General features: G+C 59.5%; 11 protein-coding genes and 1 pseudogene. 4 read left to right on the top strand and 8 right to left on the bottom strand.

Annotation, left to right across the window (positions count from 1 at the left end):
* Positions 1–60 precede the first annotated feature (60 nt).
* Positions 61–1,602 carry a catalase gene (locus tag AC07V8_RS20040; protein ID WP_494679938.1) on the bottom strand — a complete coding sequence of 514 codons (1,542 nt, stop codon included), beginning with the start codon at positions 1,600–1,602 and terminating at the stop codon, positions 61–63.
* A gap of 273 nt (positions 1,603–1,875) precedes the next feature.
* Positions 1,876–3,021 carry a porin gene (locus tag AC07V8_RS20035; RefSeq protein ID WP_494679939.1) on the bottom strand — a complete coding sequence of 382 codons (1,146 nt, stop codon included), beginning with the start codon at positions 3,019–3,021 and terminating at the stop codon, positions 1,876–1,878.
* 298 nt (positions 3,022–3,319) lie between these two features.
* Here AC07V8_RS20035 and AC07V8_RS20030 point away from each other — a divergent pair.
* Positions 3,320–4,048, top strand: a pseudogene (locus AC07V8_RS20030) (YoaK family protein); the annotation flags it as partial.
* Between the two features lie 93 nt (positions 4,049–4,141).
* On the opposite strand, the gene AC07V8_RS20025 reads toward AC07V8_RS20030, so the two are convergent.
* From AC07V8_RS20025 to AC07V8_RS20015, 3 genes are all read right to left on the bottom strand, one after another.
* Positions 4,142–5,818 (bottom strand): acid phosphatase, encoded by a 1,677-nt coding sequence (locus AC07V8_RS20025; RefSeq protein WP_494679940.1) that lies wholly within the window; start codon positions 5,816–5,818, stop codon positions 4,142–4,144.
* A gap of 99 nt (positions 5,819–5,917) precedes the next feature.
* A complete protein-coding gene (gene gorA, locus AC07V8_RS20020) occupies positions 5,918–7,282 on the bottom strand; it encodes a glutathione-disulfide reductase (protein ID WP_494679941.1) in 1,365 nt (454 codons plus the stop codon).
* A 138-nt stretch (positions 7,283–7,420) separates the two neighbouring features.
* Entirely contained in the window at positions 7,421–8,281 is an 861-nt protein-coding gene (locus tag AC07V8_RS20015) for a fumarylacetoacetate hydrolase family protein (RefSeq protein ID WP_494679942.1), read from the bottom strand.
* Between the two features lie 165 nt (positions 8,282–8,446).
* Between AC07V8_RS20015 and AC07V8_RS20010 the strand changes: the two genes are divergently transcribed.
* The 3 genes from AC07V8_RS20010 (at position 8,447) to dinB (ending at position 11,856) form a co-directional block, all read left to right on the top strand.
* Positions 8,447–9,079, top strand: a complete 633-nt coding sequence (locus AC07V8_RS20010; protein ID WP_494679943.1) for a LysE family translocator — start codon at positions 8,447–8,449, stop codon at positions 9,077–9,079.
* Positions 9,080–9,161: 82 nt separating this feature from the next.
* The gene (gene cls, locus AC07V8_RS20005; protein WP_494679944.1) at positions 9,162–10,583 is read left to right on the top strand and encodes a cardiolipin synthase; all 1,422 of its coding nucleotides are present in this window, start codon (positions 9,162–9,164) and stop codon (positions 10,581–10,583) included.
* A 115-nt stretch (positions 10,584–10,698) separates the two neighbouring features.
* Positions 10,699–11,856, top strand: coding sequence for a DNA polymerase IV (dinB, locus tag AC07V8_RS20000; protein WP_494679945.1), 1,158 nt, complete (start codon positions 10,699–10,701; stop codon positions 11,854–11,856).
* A gap of 9 nt (positions 11,857–11,865) precedes the next feature.
* Here dinB and AC07V8_RS19995 read toward each other — a convergent pair whose 3' ends face one another.
* The 3 genes from AC07V8_RS19995 to AC07V8_RS19985 form a co-directional block, all read right to left on the bottom strand.
* Positions 11,866–13,119, bottom strand: coding sequence for a glycosyltransferase family 9 protein (locus AC07V8_RS19995; RefSeq protein ID WP_494679946.1), 1,254 nt, complete (start codon positions 13,117–13,119; stop codon positions 11,866–11,868).
* 160 nt (positions 13,120–13,279) lie between these two features.
* Positions 13,280–14,530, bottom strand: a complete 1,251-nt coding sequence (locus AC07V8_RS19990; RefSeq protein WP_494679947.1) for a glycosyltransferase family 9 protein — start codon at positions 14,528–14,530, stop codon at positions 13,280–13,282.
* Between the two features lie 222 nt (positions 14,531–14,752).
* Entirely contained in the window at positions 14,753–15,679 is a 927-nt protein-coding gene (locus AC07V8_RS19985) for a CgeB family protein (protein WP_494679948.1), read from the bottom strand.
* Positions 15,680–16,403 lie beyond the last annotated feature (724 nt).

The following is a 16,403-nucleotide window of genomic DNA, read 5'->3' as shown; positions in this document are numbered from 1 at the left end:
TGGCGCAGGCCGGGATAATGCCTTCATCCCGGCCTGCGCATTTTCTGATCCAAGAGATTTTTAATCTGTCAGCTTTTGCGCGCGCAGCTGCACATCTCCCAGGTCACCTTTGACCGCAGCCGTCAGGCGCGTCCCGTAATCCACATCCGCCTTGTAGAAATGGCTCAGCATGACCTGCCGGATTTCTGCATTCTTCACCTGTCCCAGATCCGCCGCCAGGTTGCCGATCAGGTTTTCCCGGTCTTGCTTCGACAGTGAGCGGTAGAAACTGCCGGCCTGGCTGAAGTTGTCGGTCTTGGCGATGCCTATCTGCTGCGTGCTGCCCGTCAATGGCGTCTGCACCGACTTGTAGGCGGGATCATCGGCCGCGCTGCCGTTTTGCCGCGACGGCTGGTAATTGACATCGCCGCTGCGCTTGCCGGTGTCGCCAGGGCCGTCGATATTGTTGTTGTTCACCTTTACCAGAGGCTGATTGACCGGGATCAGCTGGTTGTTGGCGCCCAGCCGGTGCAATTGCGTATCGGCATAGGAGAACATGCGTCCTTGCAGCAGACGGTCTTCCGATGCTTCGATGCCGGGCACCAGATGCGATGGCGCAAACGCTGCCATCTCGGTGGTTTCAAAGAAATTGTCCGGCACCTTGTTGAGGGTCATGGTGCCGATCTTCGTCTCGGCGATGTCAGGCCAGATCTTGGTGGCATCCAGCGGATCGAACTTGAATTTATCCAGGTCTTCCGGCTTCAGGATCTGCACGTACAGGTCCCATTTAGGAAAATCGCCGCGCCTGATCGCTGCGTACAGGTCGCTGGTCAGATTGTTGAAGTCCTCGCCTTGCACGCGCGCCGCCTCGGCGCGGGTCAGGTTCTTTTCACCCTGCAGGCTCTTCCAGTGGAATTTCACGTAGCGGACCTGGTCCTGGCCGTTGACCATCTTGTAGGCATGCACGCCATTGCCGTCCATCATGCGGTAGGAAGCCGGGATGCCGAGATCGGAATAGACCCGGGTCAGCATATTGGTGCTCTCTGGCTGGTGGCTGAAGAAATCGAAGAAGCGGTTGGGATCCTGCGTATTGGTGACCGGCGACGGTTTCAGGGAGTGCACCATGTCCGGAAACTTGATCGCGTCGCGAATGAAAAAGACCGGCAGATTGTTGCCGACCAGGTCCCAGTTGCCTTGGTCGGTATAGAACTTGGTGGCGAAGCCGCGCGGATCGCGCAGGGTTTCCGGCGATCCTTTTGGATGGATGACCGTAGAAAAACGCACGAAAACCGGCGTCTTTTTACCGGCCTCGGCAAACAGGCTGGCGCGCGTCAGCGTCGACAGATTTCCTGCCGCCACAAACTCGCCAAAGGCGCCGGTGCCGCGTGCATGCACCACGCGTTCAGGAATGCGCTCGCGGTCGAAGCGCTGCAGCTTTTCAATCAGATGGGCATCTTGCAGCAAGGTCGGACCGCGTTGACCAGCGGTCTGGGAATTCTGGTTGTCGCCGACCGCTGCGCCGTTGTCGCGCGTCATGGTCTGGGCGCTTGCGGCGCCAGCCAGCAAGGTGCTCAATCCGATAGCGGCCAGTTGCGAAGTTGAATAGGCTTTTGAGAAATACATGCTTGGTTCTCCTCATTTTTATACGCGAGAATGCGTATTGCCAAACTTACACAAATAGTCGTTAACTATATAATTTTAATTATTAATTAGTTTAATAAATTAAAACTATGCCTTATAGCAACACTACTTGCCGAGGGAAACAGATAAGAGACGCGCAAAAAAAACGGTCCATAGGGACCGTCCGCCGTCAGCGCCAGGATTTTCAGATTGGTTTTGCTGCAAATGACAGCGGTCGGGGCATTGCTGCCCCGGACCGCTGATGCAGGCCGGCACTCAGAATTTGTGGCGCAGTCCCAGCCGCAACATCCCTTGCCGGGCAGCCGATGAAACATCGGTGGCGCCAGGGATATAAGCGCGGTCCAGCACCGAGCCGGTCGCACTGCCGGCAACCTGCTGATAAACAGCTTGCCCATAAACGTCAGTGCGCTTGGACAACTCGTAATCGGCCATCAGGCCCAGCGTGTGCCATTTCGGCTTGAAATTGGCTTCCGAAGTATTGAATTTACCTTGGGTAAACGTGTACATCGCCGCCAGCGAGAGAGCCGGCGTCAATTGATATTTGGCGTTGAGTTCATAGTTGTTGAACACCAGCCGGTTCAGGCTGCCTGCGGCCGGCGTAATCGGACCGACATAAACTGATGACAGCGGATCGGTGAAATTGGTGTTCGAATAGGCGAAGCCATAGGTGGCGTCGCCTGCCGTGTAGCTAATGCCGGCGCCGGCGGTGCGTTGCTGGGCAGCGATGAAATTGGCATCGTTGCTAGCGATCGAGCCGATGGCGGTTGAACCCGGCAGCTTGTTGCTCATGTATGCCGCAGCCAGCGACCATGGACCGTTCACGTACCTGGCGCCAAGGCTGTAAGTGAGATTGGTCCGTTGTGCGCCTGCAGTTTCGCCTAGGCCGACCAGGCCGCCAAAGCTGAAGCCGTTATAGTCGGCGCTGGTGTACTTGACAGCGTTATTGATGCGGAAGGAATTGTCGGTATTGTCGTTGTCGAAGGGATGCGCCAACAGGTAGCCGCCCCAGTTGCCGTTGGCTGTCAGCGGGCCGAGAAAATCCACGACAGAGTCGTATTGGCGCCCCACGGTCAGCGTTCCCAGCTGTTTGCTGGACAGGCCGACGAAGGCCTGCCGTCCGAACAGGCGCCCGCCTTGACCCAGGGTGCCGGTGTCGGCGCTAAAGCCGTTTTCCAACTGGAACACGGCGCTCAGGCCGCCGCCCAGCTCTTCCTTGCCCTTGAAACCGATCCGGCTGCCGGAGGGATAGCCGCTCTGCAATTCATAGGCCCGGCTGCCGCCGGCATTATTGGTGAAATTCAATCCCAGGTCGACGATGCCGTAGATGACCACGTTGCTTTGCGCCTGCGCGGCGCCAGCGATGCCGCCCAGAATGCCGGCGATCATTACCATTTTTTTCATACCATTTCCTCCGTTAAATTGAAAGCGGGGCCGTCGCTTGAGCCGCTATCCCCGTTCATGTATTTCCCGGCCCTGCTACTGCGTCATCCAGGGACAGGCTCGCGTCGCGGCGGACGCTCAGTCAATAGTATATATAAAATGACAACTAATGATAAATAGATAACTGTAGGAATATTCTTTGATTGGCACGCCAAGGGCTAGCATTACCCAGCTGAACCGCGCAGACCGGCGTTGCACCGGCCCGCAACGCGCGCAACAGCGTACTATTCGATCGTTGCCCAACAAAAAATCGCAAGCTATGCCTATTCCCTATCTGAGAAGACTGACCGGCAAGGACCGCAGCCAGCAAGCGAATCGCCATCTGGCATGCTTCCTGTCCTTTATCGCGGGGGCGATCAATGCCGGCGGCTTTCTGGCGGTTGGGCAATACACCTCTCACATGTCCGGCATCGTCTCATCGATGGCGGATAATCTGGCGCTCGGATCTGTCGGCCTGATGCTGGCGGGCCTGGCTTGCCTGCTGGCGTTCCTGGCCGGGGCGATGACATCGGCGCTGCTGATCAACTGGGGCCGGCGCCAGGAACTGCAGGCGGAATATGCGCTGCCATTGATGCTGGAAGCGGTTTTGCTATTGCTGTTCGGGCTGCTGGGCGGCAACCTGGAGGGGCATAAATGGCTGTTCGTGCCGATCACGGTCATCCTGCTGTGCTACATCATGGGCTTGCAGAACGCCATCATCACCAAGATTTCCAAGGCGGAAATCCGCACCACCCACATTACCGGGATGGTGACCGACATCGGCATCGAGCTTGGCAAGCTGGTCTATTGGAACAAGCTCAAGCCGCACCAGAACCGGCCGGACGTGCTCGGAGACCGCGACAAACTGCGGCTGCTGGCGACACTGGTGACTCTGTTTTTCAGCGGCGGCCTGATCGGCGCCATGGGCTTCAAGCATGTAGGCTTCATTGCGACCGCACCGCTGGCGGCCACCTTGATGTGCCTGGCCATCGTTCCCATTTTCGATGATTTCCTGAGATTCCGGCGCAAGGCATGACGCCGCCTGGCTGGTGCGACTGCGCCAGTCAAACGGGACATCCCAGAGTAAACGGATTTATCCGATCTAGGCCAGGTTCAAGGTATTGGTCAGGTCTCCCAGCGGCGCCTGCTGGTTCTGCAGGAAGGCCACATCGCGCGCGACCAATGCTTCGAGCTTGCGCAAGCCATGCAGGCGCGTGATGAAACGCATGATCGAGGTCGTATCGTACACGGTGTGATCGACAAAACCCTTCTTGGCATACGGCGAAATGACGGTCGCTGGAATCCGCGAACCCGGCCCCCAGCGGTCGCCCTTGGGCGGCGCCACATGATCCCACCAGCCGCCGTTTTCATCATGCGTGACGATCACCACCATGTTTTGCCATTGCGGCCCACGCTGCAGATGGGCGATGACATTGGCGATATGGCGGTCGCCGGATTCGACGTCGGCATAGCCGGCGTGCAGGTTGAGATTGCCCTGCGGCTTGTAAAAGCTGACCTGAGGCAGGCGCCCGGCGTCGACATCCGCCAGGAATTTATTGGTGGCGGGATCGTCGCCCAGGCCGGCGTCCTTCAAATGCGCCTCGCGCGCCGCGCTTCCCGGAGCGAAGCTTTTGAAATAATTGAACGGCTGATGGTGGTACTGGAAGTTCGGCACCGCATCGTCGTTGGCCTTGCCATCCAGCGCCGCTTGCCAGGCGCCGGAGTACCAGCTCCAGCTGACGCCTTTTTCCGACAGGCGGTCGCCGATGGTCGGATAGGTCTGCGGCGGCAGCACCATCGGATCGCTGGCGTCGGCATAGGCGGCATCGCCGCCCTTGGCCGGCTTGACGAAACTCGGCTGGTACGGCGGCGCCATGGTGTTCACCGCGTAACCATCCGGGGTGATGGCGCGGTCGCGCAGGAATTTGGGCGGGCCGGCTATGGCCGAGGCCGGGTTCTTGTCATCCAGCTTCAGGCGCGCGCCCTTTGGATCGTCGCCCTCCACCGTCGATACATTATGGCGCGCCGGGCTATTGTGCACATCCGGATAGAAAGGCGTCTGCCCGGAAATCAGAAAGATATGATTGAGGTAGGAACCGCCGAAAGCCGACATGAAAAAATTGTCGCACAGCGTGTATTGCTCGGCCAGCTTCCACAGGTTCAGCTTGCTGGCGGTTTCGCCGTAGTGCCCCATGGTCAGGCCGCCGGAATCGGCCCAGGCGACGAACTGGTCGTTCTTGCCGCCGTTGATCTGCATCTGGTTCTGATAAAACCTGTGCCACAGGTCGCGCGTGATGACGCCCTGCGGCAGGGGCTTGCCCTGCGCATCGCTCAGCTTGAAAGGCGCGTTCGGCAAGCCGCTGATCTGTTCTTCGCTGATCGCATAGCGCCGGCCGTCCACCTGCTGCGCCTGCGGCACCAGGCCGCCCCAGATCTTCGGCAACTGCGGCAGCGGCGTCTTGCCGTCGCGGTCCAGCTGCGTGTAGCGTCCTTGCATGGCTTGCGCCAAGGGTTTCTGCACACCAGGGAAATTGCCGTACAAGTTATTGAAGCTGCGGTTCTCGGCATAGATCACCACCACGTGCCTGATCGCCGCCTGCAGCTGCTGGTCGAGCAATTTTTCCTGGGCAGCGTCGGCCACCTGCTGGCTGCCGTCGCTGGCGCAATCGGCCAGGGCCAGGGTGGCGCCGGCCGCTACCACGCTGCCGAGAAAACGGCGGCGCGTGAAACCGCCTGGCTCATCTTCTGCTGTCAATTCAGGTTTGTCGTTTTCATTCATGGATGGGTTTCACAGTTCTTGATAGAGATATTGCGAGCCGGCCCGCCGCGGCGCTGAAGACGCGCCCGGCGGTCAGGGCCAGGGAAGATTGCATTGGATTTATTGCGTTTCCGGCAGCGGCGTGCGCAAGGTCACGAACTCTTCCGCCGAGGTCGGATGGATGCCGATGGTGTCGTCGAACACCCGCTTGGTGGCGCCGGCGCGCAAGGCCACGGCAATGCCCTGGATGATTTCGCCGGCGTCCGGGCCGACCATGTGGCAGCCGAGCACCTTGTCGCTGCCGGCATCGACCACCAGTTTCATCATGGTCTTTTCATGATAATCGCCCAGGCTCAGCTTCATCGGCCGGAAGCGCGCTTCGAACAGCTTGATCTTGTAGCCGGCGCTGCGCGCTTCCTGTTCCGTCAGGCCGACCGTGGCGATATTCGGCAGGCTGAACACCGCGGTCGGAATCAGCTTGTAATCCACCGGCCGGTATTCCTCCGGGCGGAACAAGCGGCGCGCCACCGCCATGCCCTCGGCCAGCGCCACCGGCGTCAGCTGCACCTTGCCGATCACGTCGCCCAGCGCCAGGATCGACGGTTCCGAGCTGCGGTATTCGCTGTCGACCTTGATGAAACCTTTTTCATCCAGCGCCACATCGACGTTTTCCAGGCCCAGGTTATCCAGCATCGGACGCCGTCCGGTGGCATAGAACACGCAGTCGGTCTCCAGCACGCGCTGGTCCTTCAGCGTTACCTTCAGGCTGCCGTCAGGCTGCTTGTCGATGCGCGCGATGTCGGCATTGAACTGCAGGCCGAGGCCCTTTTTCTCGAACTCTTGTTTCAGATGCAGACGCACGCCCTGATCGAAGCCGCGCAAGAACAGGTCGCCGCGGTACAGCAGGCTGGTCTCGGCGCCGAGGCCATGGAAAATCGAGGCGAACTCTACCGCAATATAGCCGCCGCCGATGACCAGCACGCGACGCGGCAAGGCCTTGAGGAAGAACGCTTCGTTGGACGTGATCGCGTGTTCCTTGCCGGGGATGTCAGGCACCTGCGGCCAGCCGCCGGTGGCGATCAGGATGTTGGCGGCGCTGATGCGCTGGCCGTTGATCTCGACCGTGTGCGCATCCAGCAGCCTGGCATGGCCTTCATGGAGGGCGACGCCGCTGCCCTGCAGCAGGCCGCGGTAGACCTCATTGAGACGGTGGATTTCGCGGTTCTTGTTGGCGATCAGGGTGGTCCAGTCGAATTGCGGCTTGCCGGCAGTCCAGCCGAAACTGGAAGCGATGTCAAAATCCTCGCTGAAATGGGCGCCGTACACCAGGAATTTCTTTGGCACGCAGCCGACATTGACGCAGGTGCCGCCCAGGTAGCGGCTTTCCGCCACGGCGACGCGGGCGCCGAAACCGGCGGAAAAACGGGCGGCGCGCACACCGCCGGAGCCCGCTCCAATTACGAACAGATCGACATCGAAAGACATTGGCATTCTCCTAGAACCAACTATTACTGGGTAAAAAACGGCGAACAACGATGGACAGCAATGAGCAGCAATGTGCAGCGGCCAAATCTTACGCCATAGCGCGTCGATGAGTGAAACCCATCGTATGAATCAATCAAATCAATCCAGCAGGCTCTCGTCCCAGGCATGCACCGTCTGCTGCTGCTCGCCGAGGCCGTCGATGCCCAGCCGGACGACGTCGCCATGCTTCAGATACAGCGGCGGCTTCTGGCCCATGCCGACGCCGGGCGGCGTGCCCGTGGAAATGAGGTCGCCCGGGTACAGCGTGGTGAACTGGCTGATGTAATGGACCAGGAAAGCGACGTTGAAAATCATGGTCCTGGTGCTGCCGTTCTGGAAGCGCTTGCCGTTGACTTCCAGCCACATGGAGAGATTTTGCGGATCGCCGACCTCATCCGCCGTCACCAGCCAGGGACCGACCGGACCGAAAGTATCGCAGCCCTTGCCCTTGTCCCAGGTGCCGCTGCGTTCGATCTGGTATTCGCGTTCGGACACATCGTTGACGACGCAATAACCGGCCACATGCGACAAGGCCTGATCCAGTTCGACATAGCGCGCCTTGCTGCCGATGACCACGCCCAGCTCGACTTCCCAGTCGGTCTTGACGGAATTCTTCGGCATCACGATGGGATCGTTGGGACCGCCGAAACAGCTGTTCCACTTGTTGAACAGCACCGGTTCGGCCGGCACCGCCAGGCCCGATTCGGCGGCATGGTCGCTATAGTTCAAGCCGACGCACATGAATTTTCCGAGGCCGCTGAACGGCGCGCCGATGCGGCCGGGCGCGCTGATTTCCGGCAGGCTGGCGGCATCGATGGCGCGCAATTGCGCCAGGCCTGCCGGCGTCAGCTGCTGCGCCGTGATGTCCGCGATCACGCCGGACAAATCGCGCAGCTTGCCGCCAGCGTCCAGCATGGCCGGCTTTTCCTTGCCCTTAGGACCTACTCGTAATAGCTTCATCTGTTGCTTCCTTGTGTTTTTCGGGGCTTGACGAAACGATCATACTATTAAACCGGCAAGGCAGAAGCCGCACCGTCGGACACGGCTATGCAGAGACGCGTGTTTTACGTCAGAATACGGAGCCTGGCCGCAAGCGGCTCCACCCCGTGTCTCCTCAAATCATCTATGCCGAATCTTAATTTACTGCTGGGTTTTGCGCTGGTCGCCTTCGGCATGGTGCTGACGCCGGGTCCGAACATGATCTACCTGATCTCGCGCTCGATCTGCCAGGGGCCGAAAGCCGGCTTCATTTCGCTGGCCGGGGTCGCCACCGGATTCGTGTTCTACATGCTGTGCGCCGCCTTCGGCATCACCGCCCTGCTGTTCGCGGTGCCGCTGGCCTACGATGTCTTGCGCTTCGGCGGCGCTGCCTACCTGCTCTACCTGGCATGGCAAGCAGTCAAGCCGGGCGGCCGCTCGCCTTTCGCAGTGCGCGACCTGCCGATGGACAGCAACCGCAAGCTGTTCTTCATGGGCTTGTTCACCAACCTGCTCAACCCCAAGGTCGCGCTGATGTACCTGGCGCTGATGCCGCAGTTTATCGATCCCCACGGCGCCAGCATCCTGGTGCAGTCGCTGGGATTGGGCGTGGTCCAGATCCTGATCAGCATCACGGTCAATTCGATGGTGACGCTGGCGGCCGGCAGCATTGCCGGTTTCCTCGGCAGCCGCCCGAGCTGGCTGCTGATCCAGCGCTGGCTGATGGGTACGGTGCTGGCCGGCCTGGCGGTGCGGATTGCGATGCAGGCAAAGAAATAAGGGAGCTTAAGGGAGTTATAGGCGCCAAACCGCCAATTATTGGCTAAGATGCAAGCTGCCCCACAAATCCGGAGTCGCCTGAATGCCGCATTTGCCGTTTGCACTGATTTCCGCCACCGTTCTGCTGTTGCATGCCGCCGGCATCGTCGCCGCCATCCACGCCCTGATGCATACGCGCACGCCGCAAGGTGCGGTGGCCTGGGTGTTCGGCCTGGTGCTGCTGCCCTACTTCACCCTGCTGCCTTACCTGTTCCTCGGCAGTAAACGCTTTTCCGGATACGCCGAACTGCATCACTCGCGCCAGGCGCGCCTGCAGCAGCTGGATGATCCGGCCCAGCTGGCCTTGTCGGCGGAGTATCCGCCGCACCCCGGCGCCCAGCGCTACCAGGCGATCAGCAAAATGCTCGGCGTGCCTTTCCTGAGCGGCCATCGCCTGCGCCTGCTGGTCAACGGCGCCGCCAGTTTCGAAGCGATCTTCGCCGCCATCGCCAGCGCCGAACGCTACCTGCTGGTGCAATTTTTCATCATCCACGACGACGAGCTCGGCCGCAAACTGCAGGCTGCGCTGCTGGAACGCGCCGCCGCCGGCGTCCGCGTGTATGTGCTGTACGACGGCGTCGGCAGCCACGACCTGCCTGCTTCCTATGGCGCCATCCTGCGCGCCGGCGGCGTCGAGATCCATCGCTTCGCCACGCGCCGCTGGCGCAACCGCTTCCAGCTCAACTTCCGCAATCACCGCAAGGTGGTAGTGGTGGACGGCTGGCGCGGCTTTGTCGGCGGCCTCAATGTCGGCGAGGAATATCTCGGCAAGAAGCCGCCGCTGGCGCCCTGGCGCGATACCCACATGGAGCTGCAGGGACCGGCGGTGGCCGACCTGCAGCTGGCGTTCGACGAAAACTGGCAATGGATCACCGGCCAGCCGCTCAAGCTGTCGGCGCCGCGCCCGGCCGACGGCCAGGCCACCAGCCTGGTTGCCGCCACCGGCCCGGCCGACGCCCAGGAAACCTGCTCGCTGTTCTTCATCCAGGCCATCCACGCCGCGCGCCACCGGCTGTGGCTGACCACCCCCTACCTGGTGCCCGACTCGGCCGTCAACGCCGCCTTGCAGCTGGCGGTGTTCCGCGGCGTCGATGTGCGCATCCTGATTCCCGCCATTCCCGACCATCGCACCGTGTTCCTGGCATCGACCTTGTACGCGCATGAACTGGTGCGCGCCGGCGTGCGCATATTCCGCTACCAGCCTGGCTTCACGCATCAGAAGGTGATGCTGATCGACGACGACACCGCCTCCATCGGCAGCATGAACCTGGATAACCGTTCGCTACGGCTGAATTTTGAAATCACCTCTCTCAACATCGACAGCGCATTCGCCGGTGAAGTCGAAACCATGCTGCTGGCCGACTTCGCCCAGGGCGTGGAAATCGGCGTCGCCGATTACGCCAGGCTGCATTATCCGTACCGGGTGCTGATCCATGTGGCGCGCCTGGTGAGCCCGCTGCTCTAAAATTGCCGCATTTACAACAGCATCAAATCAGAACAAAAAACTGGCTTTACGCACTGTATTTACATACAGTAGTGCTATCCTATGGCCGTATCGAATATTAGATTTCATCTGCCCCATGGAAGCACCAATTCGTCGCATCGCCCACCTGGATATGGACGCTTTCTACGCGTCGGTGGAGCTGCTGCGCTACCCTGAACTGCGCGGCAAGCCGGTCGTCATCGGCGGCGGTTCGCGCCACCAGCCCACGGCCGGCGCCGACGGCAAACTGCAATTCCACAAGCTGCGCGACTACGTCGGCCGCGGCGTCGCCACTACCTCCACCTATGAAGCGCGCGCGCTCGGCGTCTTTTCCGCGATGGGCATGATGAAAGCCGCCAAGCTGGCGCCGGACGCCATCCTGCTGCCTACCGATTTCGAGTCCTACCGCCACTACTCGCGGCTGTTCAAGAACGCGGTGGCCGCGATTGCGCCGCTGATAGAAGACCGCGGCATCGACGAAATCTACATCGACCTCAGCGAGCACGAGGAAGAAATCCGGCCGCTGGCGCAGCGCATCAAGGACGCCGTGCGCGCAGCCACCGGCCTGTCCTGCTCGATCGGCATCGCGCCCAACAAACTGCTGGCCAAGATCTGCTCGGAGCTGGAAAAACCGGACGGCATCACCATCATCACCGAGGCCGACATTCCCGCGCGCATCTGGCCGCTGGCAGCGAAAAAAGTCAACGGCATCGGCCCCAAGGCGGCGGAAAAACTGAGCGCGCTTGGACTGCATACCATCGGCGACCTGGCCGCCGCCGATCCCGCTCTGCTGCAAGACAATTTCGGACGGACCTACAGCGAATGGCTGATGCGCATTTCCCATGGCCAGGATGAGCGCCCAGTGGTCACCAGTTCGGAAACCAAGTCGATCAGCCGCGAATCGACCTTTGAACGGGACCTGCACGCCAAACTGGACCGCGATACCCTGACGCCGATATTCACCGATCTCTGCGTGCGCCTTGCCGGCGACCTGCAAAGAAAGGGTTATGTCGGACGCACCATCGGGATCAAATTGAAGTTTGCTGATTTCCGCGGCGTGACGCGCGACCTGACCTTGCCGGATGCGACGGACGATGCGGCGACAATCCGGCAAGCCGCCGGCGAATGCCTGCGCCGGGTCACCCTGGACCGGCGCTTACGGTTGCTGGGGGTGCGGGTTACGGCGCTGTCGAGGAAAGAACTGGCTGGCAGCGCTCCGCTGCTGGCGCAAGGTGAACTGTTTGGCGAGGAATAGGCAGACGGCTCAATCCTGCTGCGTGGCCAGCGAGGCCAGCATGTCGTCAATCACCGGCCGCCAATCTCCGAGCGCCGCCTGACGATACAAACGCATGGAGGCATACCACGGCGTATAGCGCTGGCCGACATACCAACGGTGATCGCAAGCCTGCGCCAGCATCACCCAGACCGGTATGTTGCAAGCGCCTGCCAGATGCGCCGGCGCCGAATCCACCGTAATCAGTAGGTCCAGCTGTTTGAGCACGTGGGCGGTATCTTCGAACGACTGCAAATGGGCGCCAAGGTCAGTCACGCCGTGCCGCTCCAGCAAGCCTCTTTCTTCCTCGCTCAGTGTGCCGACCTGGAGCGAAAAGAATTCGGCCGCGCCCTGTTCAAGCAAAGGCACGAGGGTGCTGAGCTCGGTCGACCTGAACGGCTCATGCCGCGCGCCGGACTCGCTGCGCCAGGTCAGGCCGATGCGGCGGCGATCCTTACCTCGTTCTCCAGTCAGTTTCTGTTGCAGGATTTCCGGCAGGCGGTACTGGTCCGACAGCGTCAGGTAACCCTCTTGGGCGTTGGGGAAATAAGGCGACTCCTGGTAAATCGCGTGCAATGAAAACGGCCAGGTGATGTAATCGAAATCGACCTGCAGGTTGTCGACCAGCGTTATCGGCAGCGAACTGTTGTTGAACAGCCCATGCAGATAGTGCGGCGCCTGGCAGTAGATGGCGGCCGCTCCCTCCCGCTGCAAGCTTTCCGCGTGGCGCAGGAATTGCAGCAGGTCGCCAGCGCCGCCTTCGAGCGCAATCATGATCCGTTTTCCGGCCACCGGCTGGCCCTCCAGAACTCTATCCATGTACGGCAGGAACCAGGCATTGTCGCCATTCGGCGACGACAGCCGGCTCCAGACTTCGCACCATTCGGCCGAACGCAGCTTCCTGAACAAGGGATGCGCATCCTGATAATTGCCGAGGCAATAGCGCGTCAGCATCACTTCCGACGCGATCAGATAGTAATCGTGCGGATAGACCGGCCACTGCGGCAGCGCTTCCTCCAGCAATGGCAACGCCTGGCTGAACATCCCCAGGTAGTTCATGTCGATGCCAAGCTGGGTGCGCTGCAACAGCGTATCGGCCTTGTCCGACCATTTGAGGGCAAGCTCGATGGCATCCTCCACCTTGCGGCAGCTGCGCAGCTTGCGCATCAGGTTGAGCGCGTTTTCCAGGCTGGTCTGGCTCTGGTAGGTGCGGTAGGCCGCAACGAGATCTGTGAGATTGTTCATGGTTATTTGAGTTCGCAGCGGGAAATACGCGCCAGCTGCCAATCTGCTGCCGTCCATCGAATCTGCTCATCCGGGTAGGTCATGAGATCGTCATCGACAGCGCTATGTAAAGGGCCACCGATTCGTCGGTAAACTCCCTTGCATTTACAATGCAAACAGATCATGACGATAAATCCGCGCACATGGCCGCAACCACTGCCCCCCAGTCGCCGAGCGCGGCCTGCCGGTACAAGCGCATCGAGGAATACCAAGGGGTAAACCGCTGACAGTCATACCAGCGATAATCGCAGGATTGTGCCAGCATCAGCCACACCGGCCGCTGGCGGGCGCCGGCCAGGTGCGCAGGCGCCGAATCGATCGTCAGCAGCAGGTCAAGCTGTTCCAGCACATGGGCGCTGTCTTCAAATGAACGCAACTCGGGCGCCAGGTCAACGACGTGGTGCTGCTCCAGCAGTTGCTTCTCGATTTCACTCAGCGTGCCTACCTGCAGCGAGAAAAAATCAGCGTCGACGCTTGCCAGCAGAGGCGCCAGCGCTTGCAGATCCATCGAGCGGAAGGGTTCGTGCCGCACTCGGGTTTCGCTGCGCCAGACCAGTCCGATGCGGCGCCGGCCGCCGCCGCGTCCGGCAAGTTTTTCCTGGATGCCGGCAGGCAGGACATAATCAGCCGCCAATCCAATATATGCCTCAGCTGCAGGGGGAAAATAAGGACTTTTCTGATAGCGGGTAAACAGCGAGAAAACCCCAGTGATAATGTCACAACTGTCCATGCCGGCGAAGCTGTGGTCGACAATCACGATTGGCAGGCCGCTATTGGCGGTCAAGCTTTGCATCGCAGCCGGCACCTGGCAATAAATCTGCGCAGCGCCTTCCTGCTGCAAATTTTTCACGTAGCGGAAAAAATGCAGCAGATCGCCAGCACCGCCTTCGCTGGTAACCAGGATGGTTTTCCCGGCCACCTGCTGGTCGTACAGCACCTTGTCCTTGTAGGGCAGGAACCAGCTGTTGTCGCGATTGTGCGAACCAAGCCGGCTCCACATTTCACTCCACCTGCTACTGTGCAGCGGCCGTTGCAGTTGCCGCGCTTCATAAAACTTGCCCAGGCAGTATTTCACGATCGCCAGCTCCAGCCTGACCTGGTAGTAGGTATCATCATCCAGCTCAACTTGCGGCAGCACTTCCTGCAATATGGCTTCAGCCGGCGCCAGCATGCCAAGGCAGCTCATGTAATAAGCCAGCTGCGCGCGCGCTATCGGCCCTTTCGCTCTTTCCGACCATTTCAGCGCCAGGTCGATGGCATCCTCGGCCTTACCCGCCAAGTGCAATTGACGGATGAGATCCAGCGCGGTCCGGATATGGGTCTCCTGCTGATAGAGAGTATAGGCAGTGGTCAGGTCGTTAAGAGATGACATGTGGGCTCTGGCGAATTTTATGAGTAAATGTAGCACTTCCGGCGGAAGCGCTAACTAGGGAGCTCGTCTTGGGGTTCTTGTCGGGGTCTTTGAAATGTATAGCGTCAGCTCTTGCAATGCACATCGCACTCTTGATCCAGGTTCTCAGAATCTGATTGCGAAAACCTGTCATTGCAAGACCTGGCCCCAAGCTCCGCCATATACGCCTGCTGATGGTTCGCGCTACAGGCGCTGGCGGACCGCAGCAACATAACGATGCATTGCACCGGCCAAAATCTCTTTCTGTGGTGTCAAGCCAAGCAACGCGAGAGGACCGGCCTTCTCGAGCACGCGCCGTCGCGGGGCATCGGCCAGCAGCGCAAGCACTCGCTCAATGAGTTCATCATACGAGCAGCCATCGACGGCGTCGCGCAACACCGATGGTATCTCGGAATGCGGATAAAGCTCTGACACGACTGCTTTGCGGTTACGCAACAGGATAGACAAGCGCGGCAATTCTGCAGTGCTTGTGTGAGCGGCCTTGCGCATGTTTAAACCGACCTTTGCACGCGGTAGCAAGGCATCACGCTGCGCGGGCGTCCAGGCCTTTCCTATCGGATAGGCAACCCGAAGCCCGTGCGACTCTAGCGCGTTCAGAATGGAGAGCCGACGGGGCATGGTTTCACCGAAGAAAATGACATCGATGTCCTGCTGATCGTCGCTCAATACCTGATCTTCGGGCACGATGGGCGTCGCCTGCGGCTCGAAAGTTAGCGGTACGTAGTCAGACCTGAGTATCCCCAGGGCTTGGTGATGCGTCAGATTATCAAGGCTGTACTCCCAGACCCACGCGCTCTGAAGCAAGTGGCGATAGCCGGGCATTTCCGTTAACAATTCAGGCAGGCCAGGCTCAAAGTTGACAACGATGGCGTTGAGTGGCAGCTCCATATCGGAAGGTAAGCTAAGACCCATCGCGAAAAAGAAAAAGTTGATGTCGGCGTTGTCTACGCTAGGTGCGGCTTCGATGCTGGTTGAGTACCCCAGCTGCTCGCAAGCGACGCGAAAGCTCTCCATAACCTCCATCACGTTCTCGTTGCCCAGAGTACAGAAGCGCAGATGCGGCCGGAACGGGAAGTCTTCCGGCCAACCTGCAGGGCCTGTCGTGCTCACAGCATCTCCTTCACCGAGGCAATGTCACCAGGAATAGCTGCTACCGAGTTGAATCGCAGTCTTTCCTCCATTCGATAGATCCGATAGGGTTGCCGGATATCTAAGCCTAACGACGATTTCCACCCGTTGGTATCTAATACCATGACTTATCCCTCAATATTTTTATGGGGGAACATATCAGAATTCCGATATAGCGTCGATGAATTATTTTCTATTTAACAATTCTTCAAGCATTGCATTCAAATTTCGTCGCGCGCTTTCTTCACGGGATATCGGACTTCTCAAGCCAATCATTGTTTGCCAGCCCCATGATCGTGCGCCGGGAAGAGTTGTCCGTCGGCGTACGTGAACGCATAGGGTCAAGCTTACAATGACACGTTTTCGCAATCCGATTCCGAGAACTGGCGTCATTAGCAAAGAATCATGTGACATTGCAAGACTCGACCCCAGGCCTGTATATAGCAGGAGCGTAGCTGCGCCATTTTGACGCCAAGCGTCGATATCACAATAGGACTAGCCGTCAGTTGCTACTCATTACTGACGGCTTTTGGTTTGGATGCATTAAGTCGACGAAAAATAGAGTACGAATATGAGGCAATTATGTGTCAATGCAAGACCTCGTATATTGAGCCTACCGCATCGCCATTAGATAATCAGGATGTAGAAGCGGTCGGGCGGAGTGATGCCGATTAGACTGAGTGTTGTTAAGCACGTGGGTCAGATA

This window comes from Collimonas sp. GW821-FHT02H07, assembly GCF_059421505.1.
Note: the sequence above shows the minus strand (reverse complement) of the source record. Positions and strands in the feature narration are given on the sequence as shown.

What these genes read in the sequence shown, in the direction of transcription:
- gorA (WP_494679941.1), bottom strand. Translation starts at nt 7,282, where the DNA reads ATGTCTTTCGATGTCGATCTGTTCGTAATTGGAGCGGGCTCCGGCGGT.
- AC07V8_RS19990 (WP_494679947.1), bottom strand. Translation starts at nt 14,530, where the DNA reads ATGTCATCTCTTAACGACCTGACCACTGCCTATACTCTCTATCAGCAG.
- cls (WP_494679944.1), top strand. Translation starts at nt 9,162, where the DNA reads ATGCCGCATTTGCCGTTTGCACTGATTTCCGCCACCGTTCTGCTGTTG.
- AC07V8_RS20015 (WP_494679942.1), bottom strand. Translation starts at nt 8,281, where the DNA reads ATGAAGCTATTACGAGTAGGTCCTAAGGGCAAGGAAAAGCCGGCCATG.
- AC07V8_RS20035 (WP_494679939.1), bottom strand. Translation starts at nt 3,021, where the DNA reads ATGAAAAAAATGGTAATGATCGCCGGCATTCTGGGCGGCATCGCTGGC.
- AC07V8_RS19995 (WP_494679946.1), bottom strand. Translation starts at nt 13,119, where the DNA reads ATGAACAATCTCACAGATCTCGTTGCGGCCTACCGCACCTACCAGAGC.
- AC07V8_RS20010 (WP_494679943.1), top strand. Translation starts at nt 8,447, where the DNA reads ATGCCGAATCTTAATTTACTGCTGGGTTTTGCGCTGGTCGCCTTCGGC.
- AC07V8_RS20040 (WP_494679938.1), bottom strand. Translation starts at nt 1,602, where the DNA reads ATGTATTTCTCAAAAGCCTATTCAACTTCGCAACTGGCCGCTATCGGA.
- dinB (WP_494679945.1), top strand. Translation starts at nt 10,699, where the DNA reads ATGGAAGCACCAATTCGTCGCATCGCCCACCTGGATATGGACGCTTTC.
- AC07V8_RS20025 (WP_494679940.1), bottom strand. Translation starts at nt 5,818, where the DNA reads ATGAATGAAAACGACAAACCTGAATTGACAGCAGAAGATGAGCCAGGC.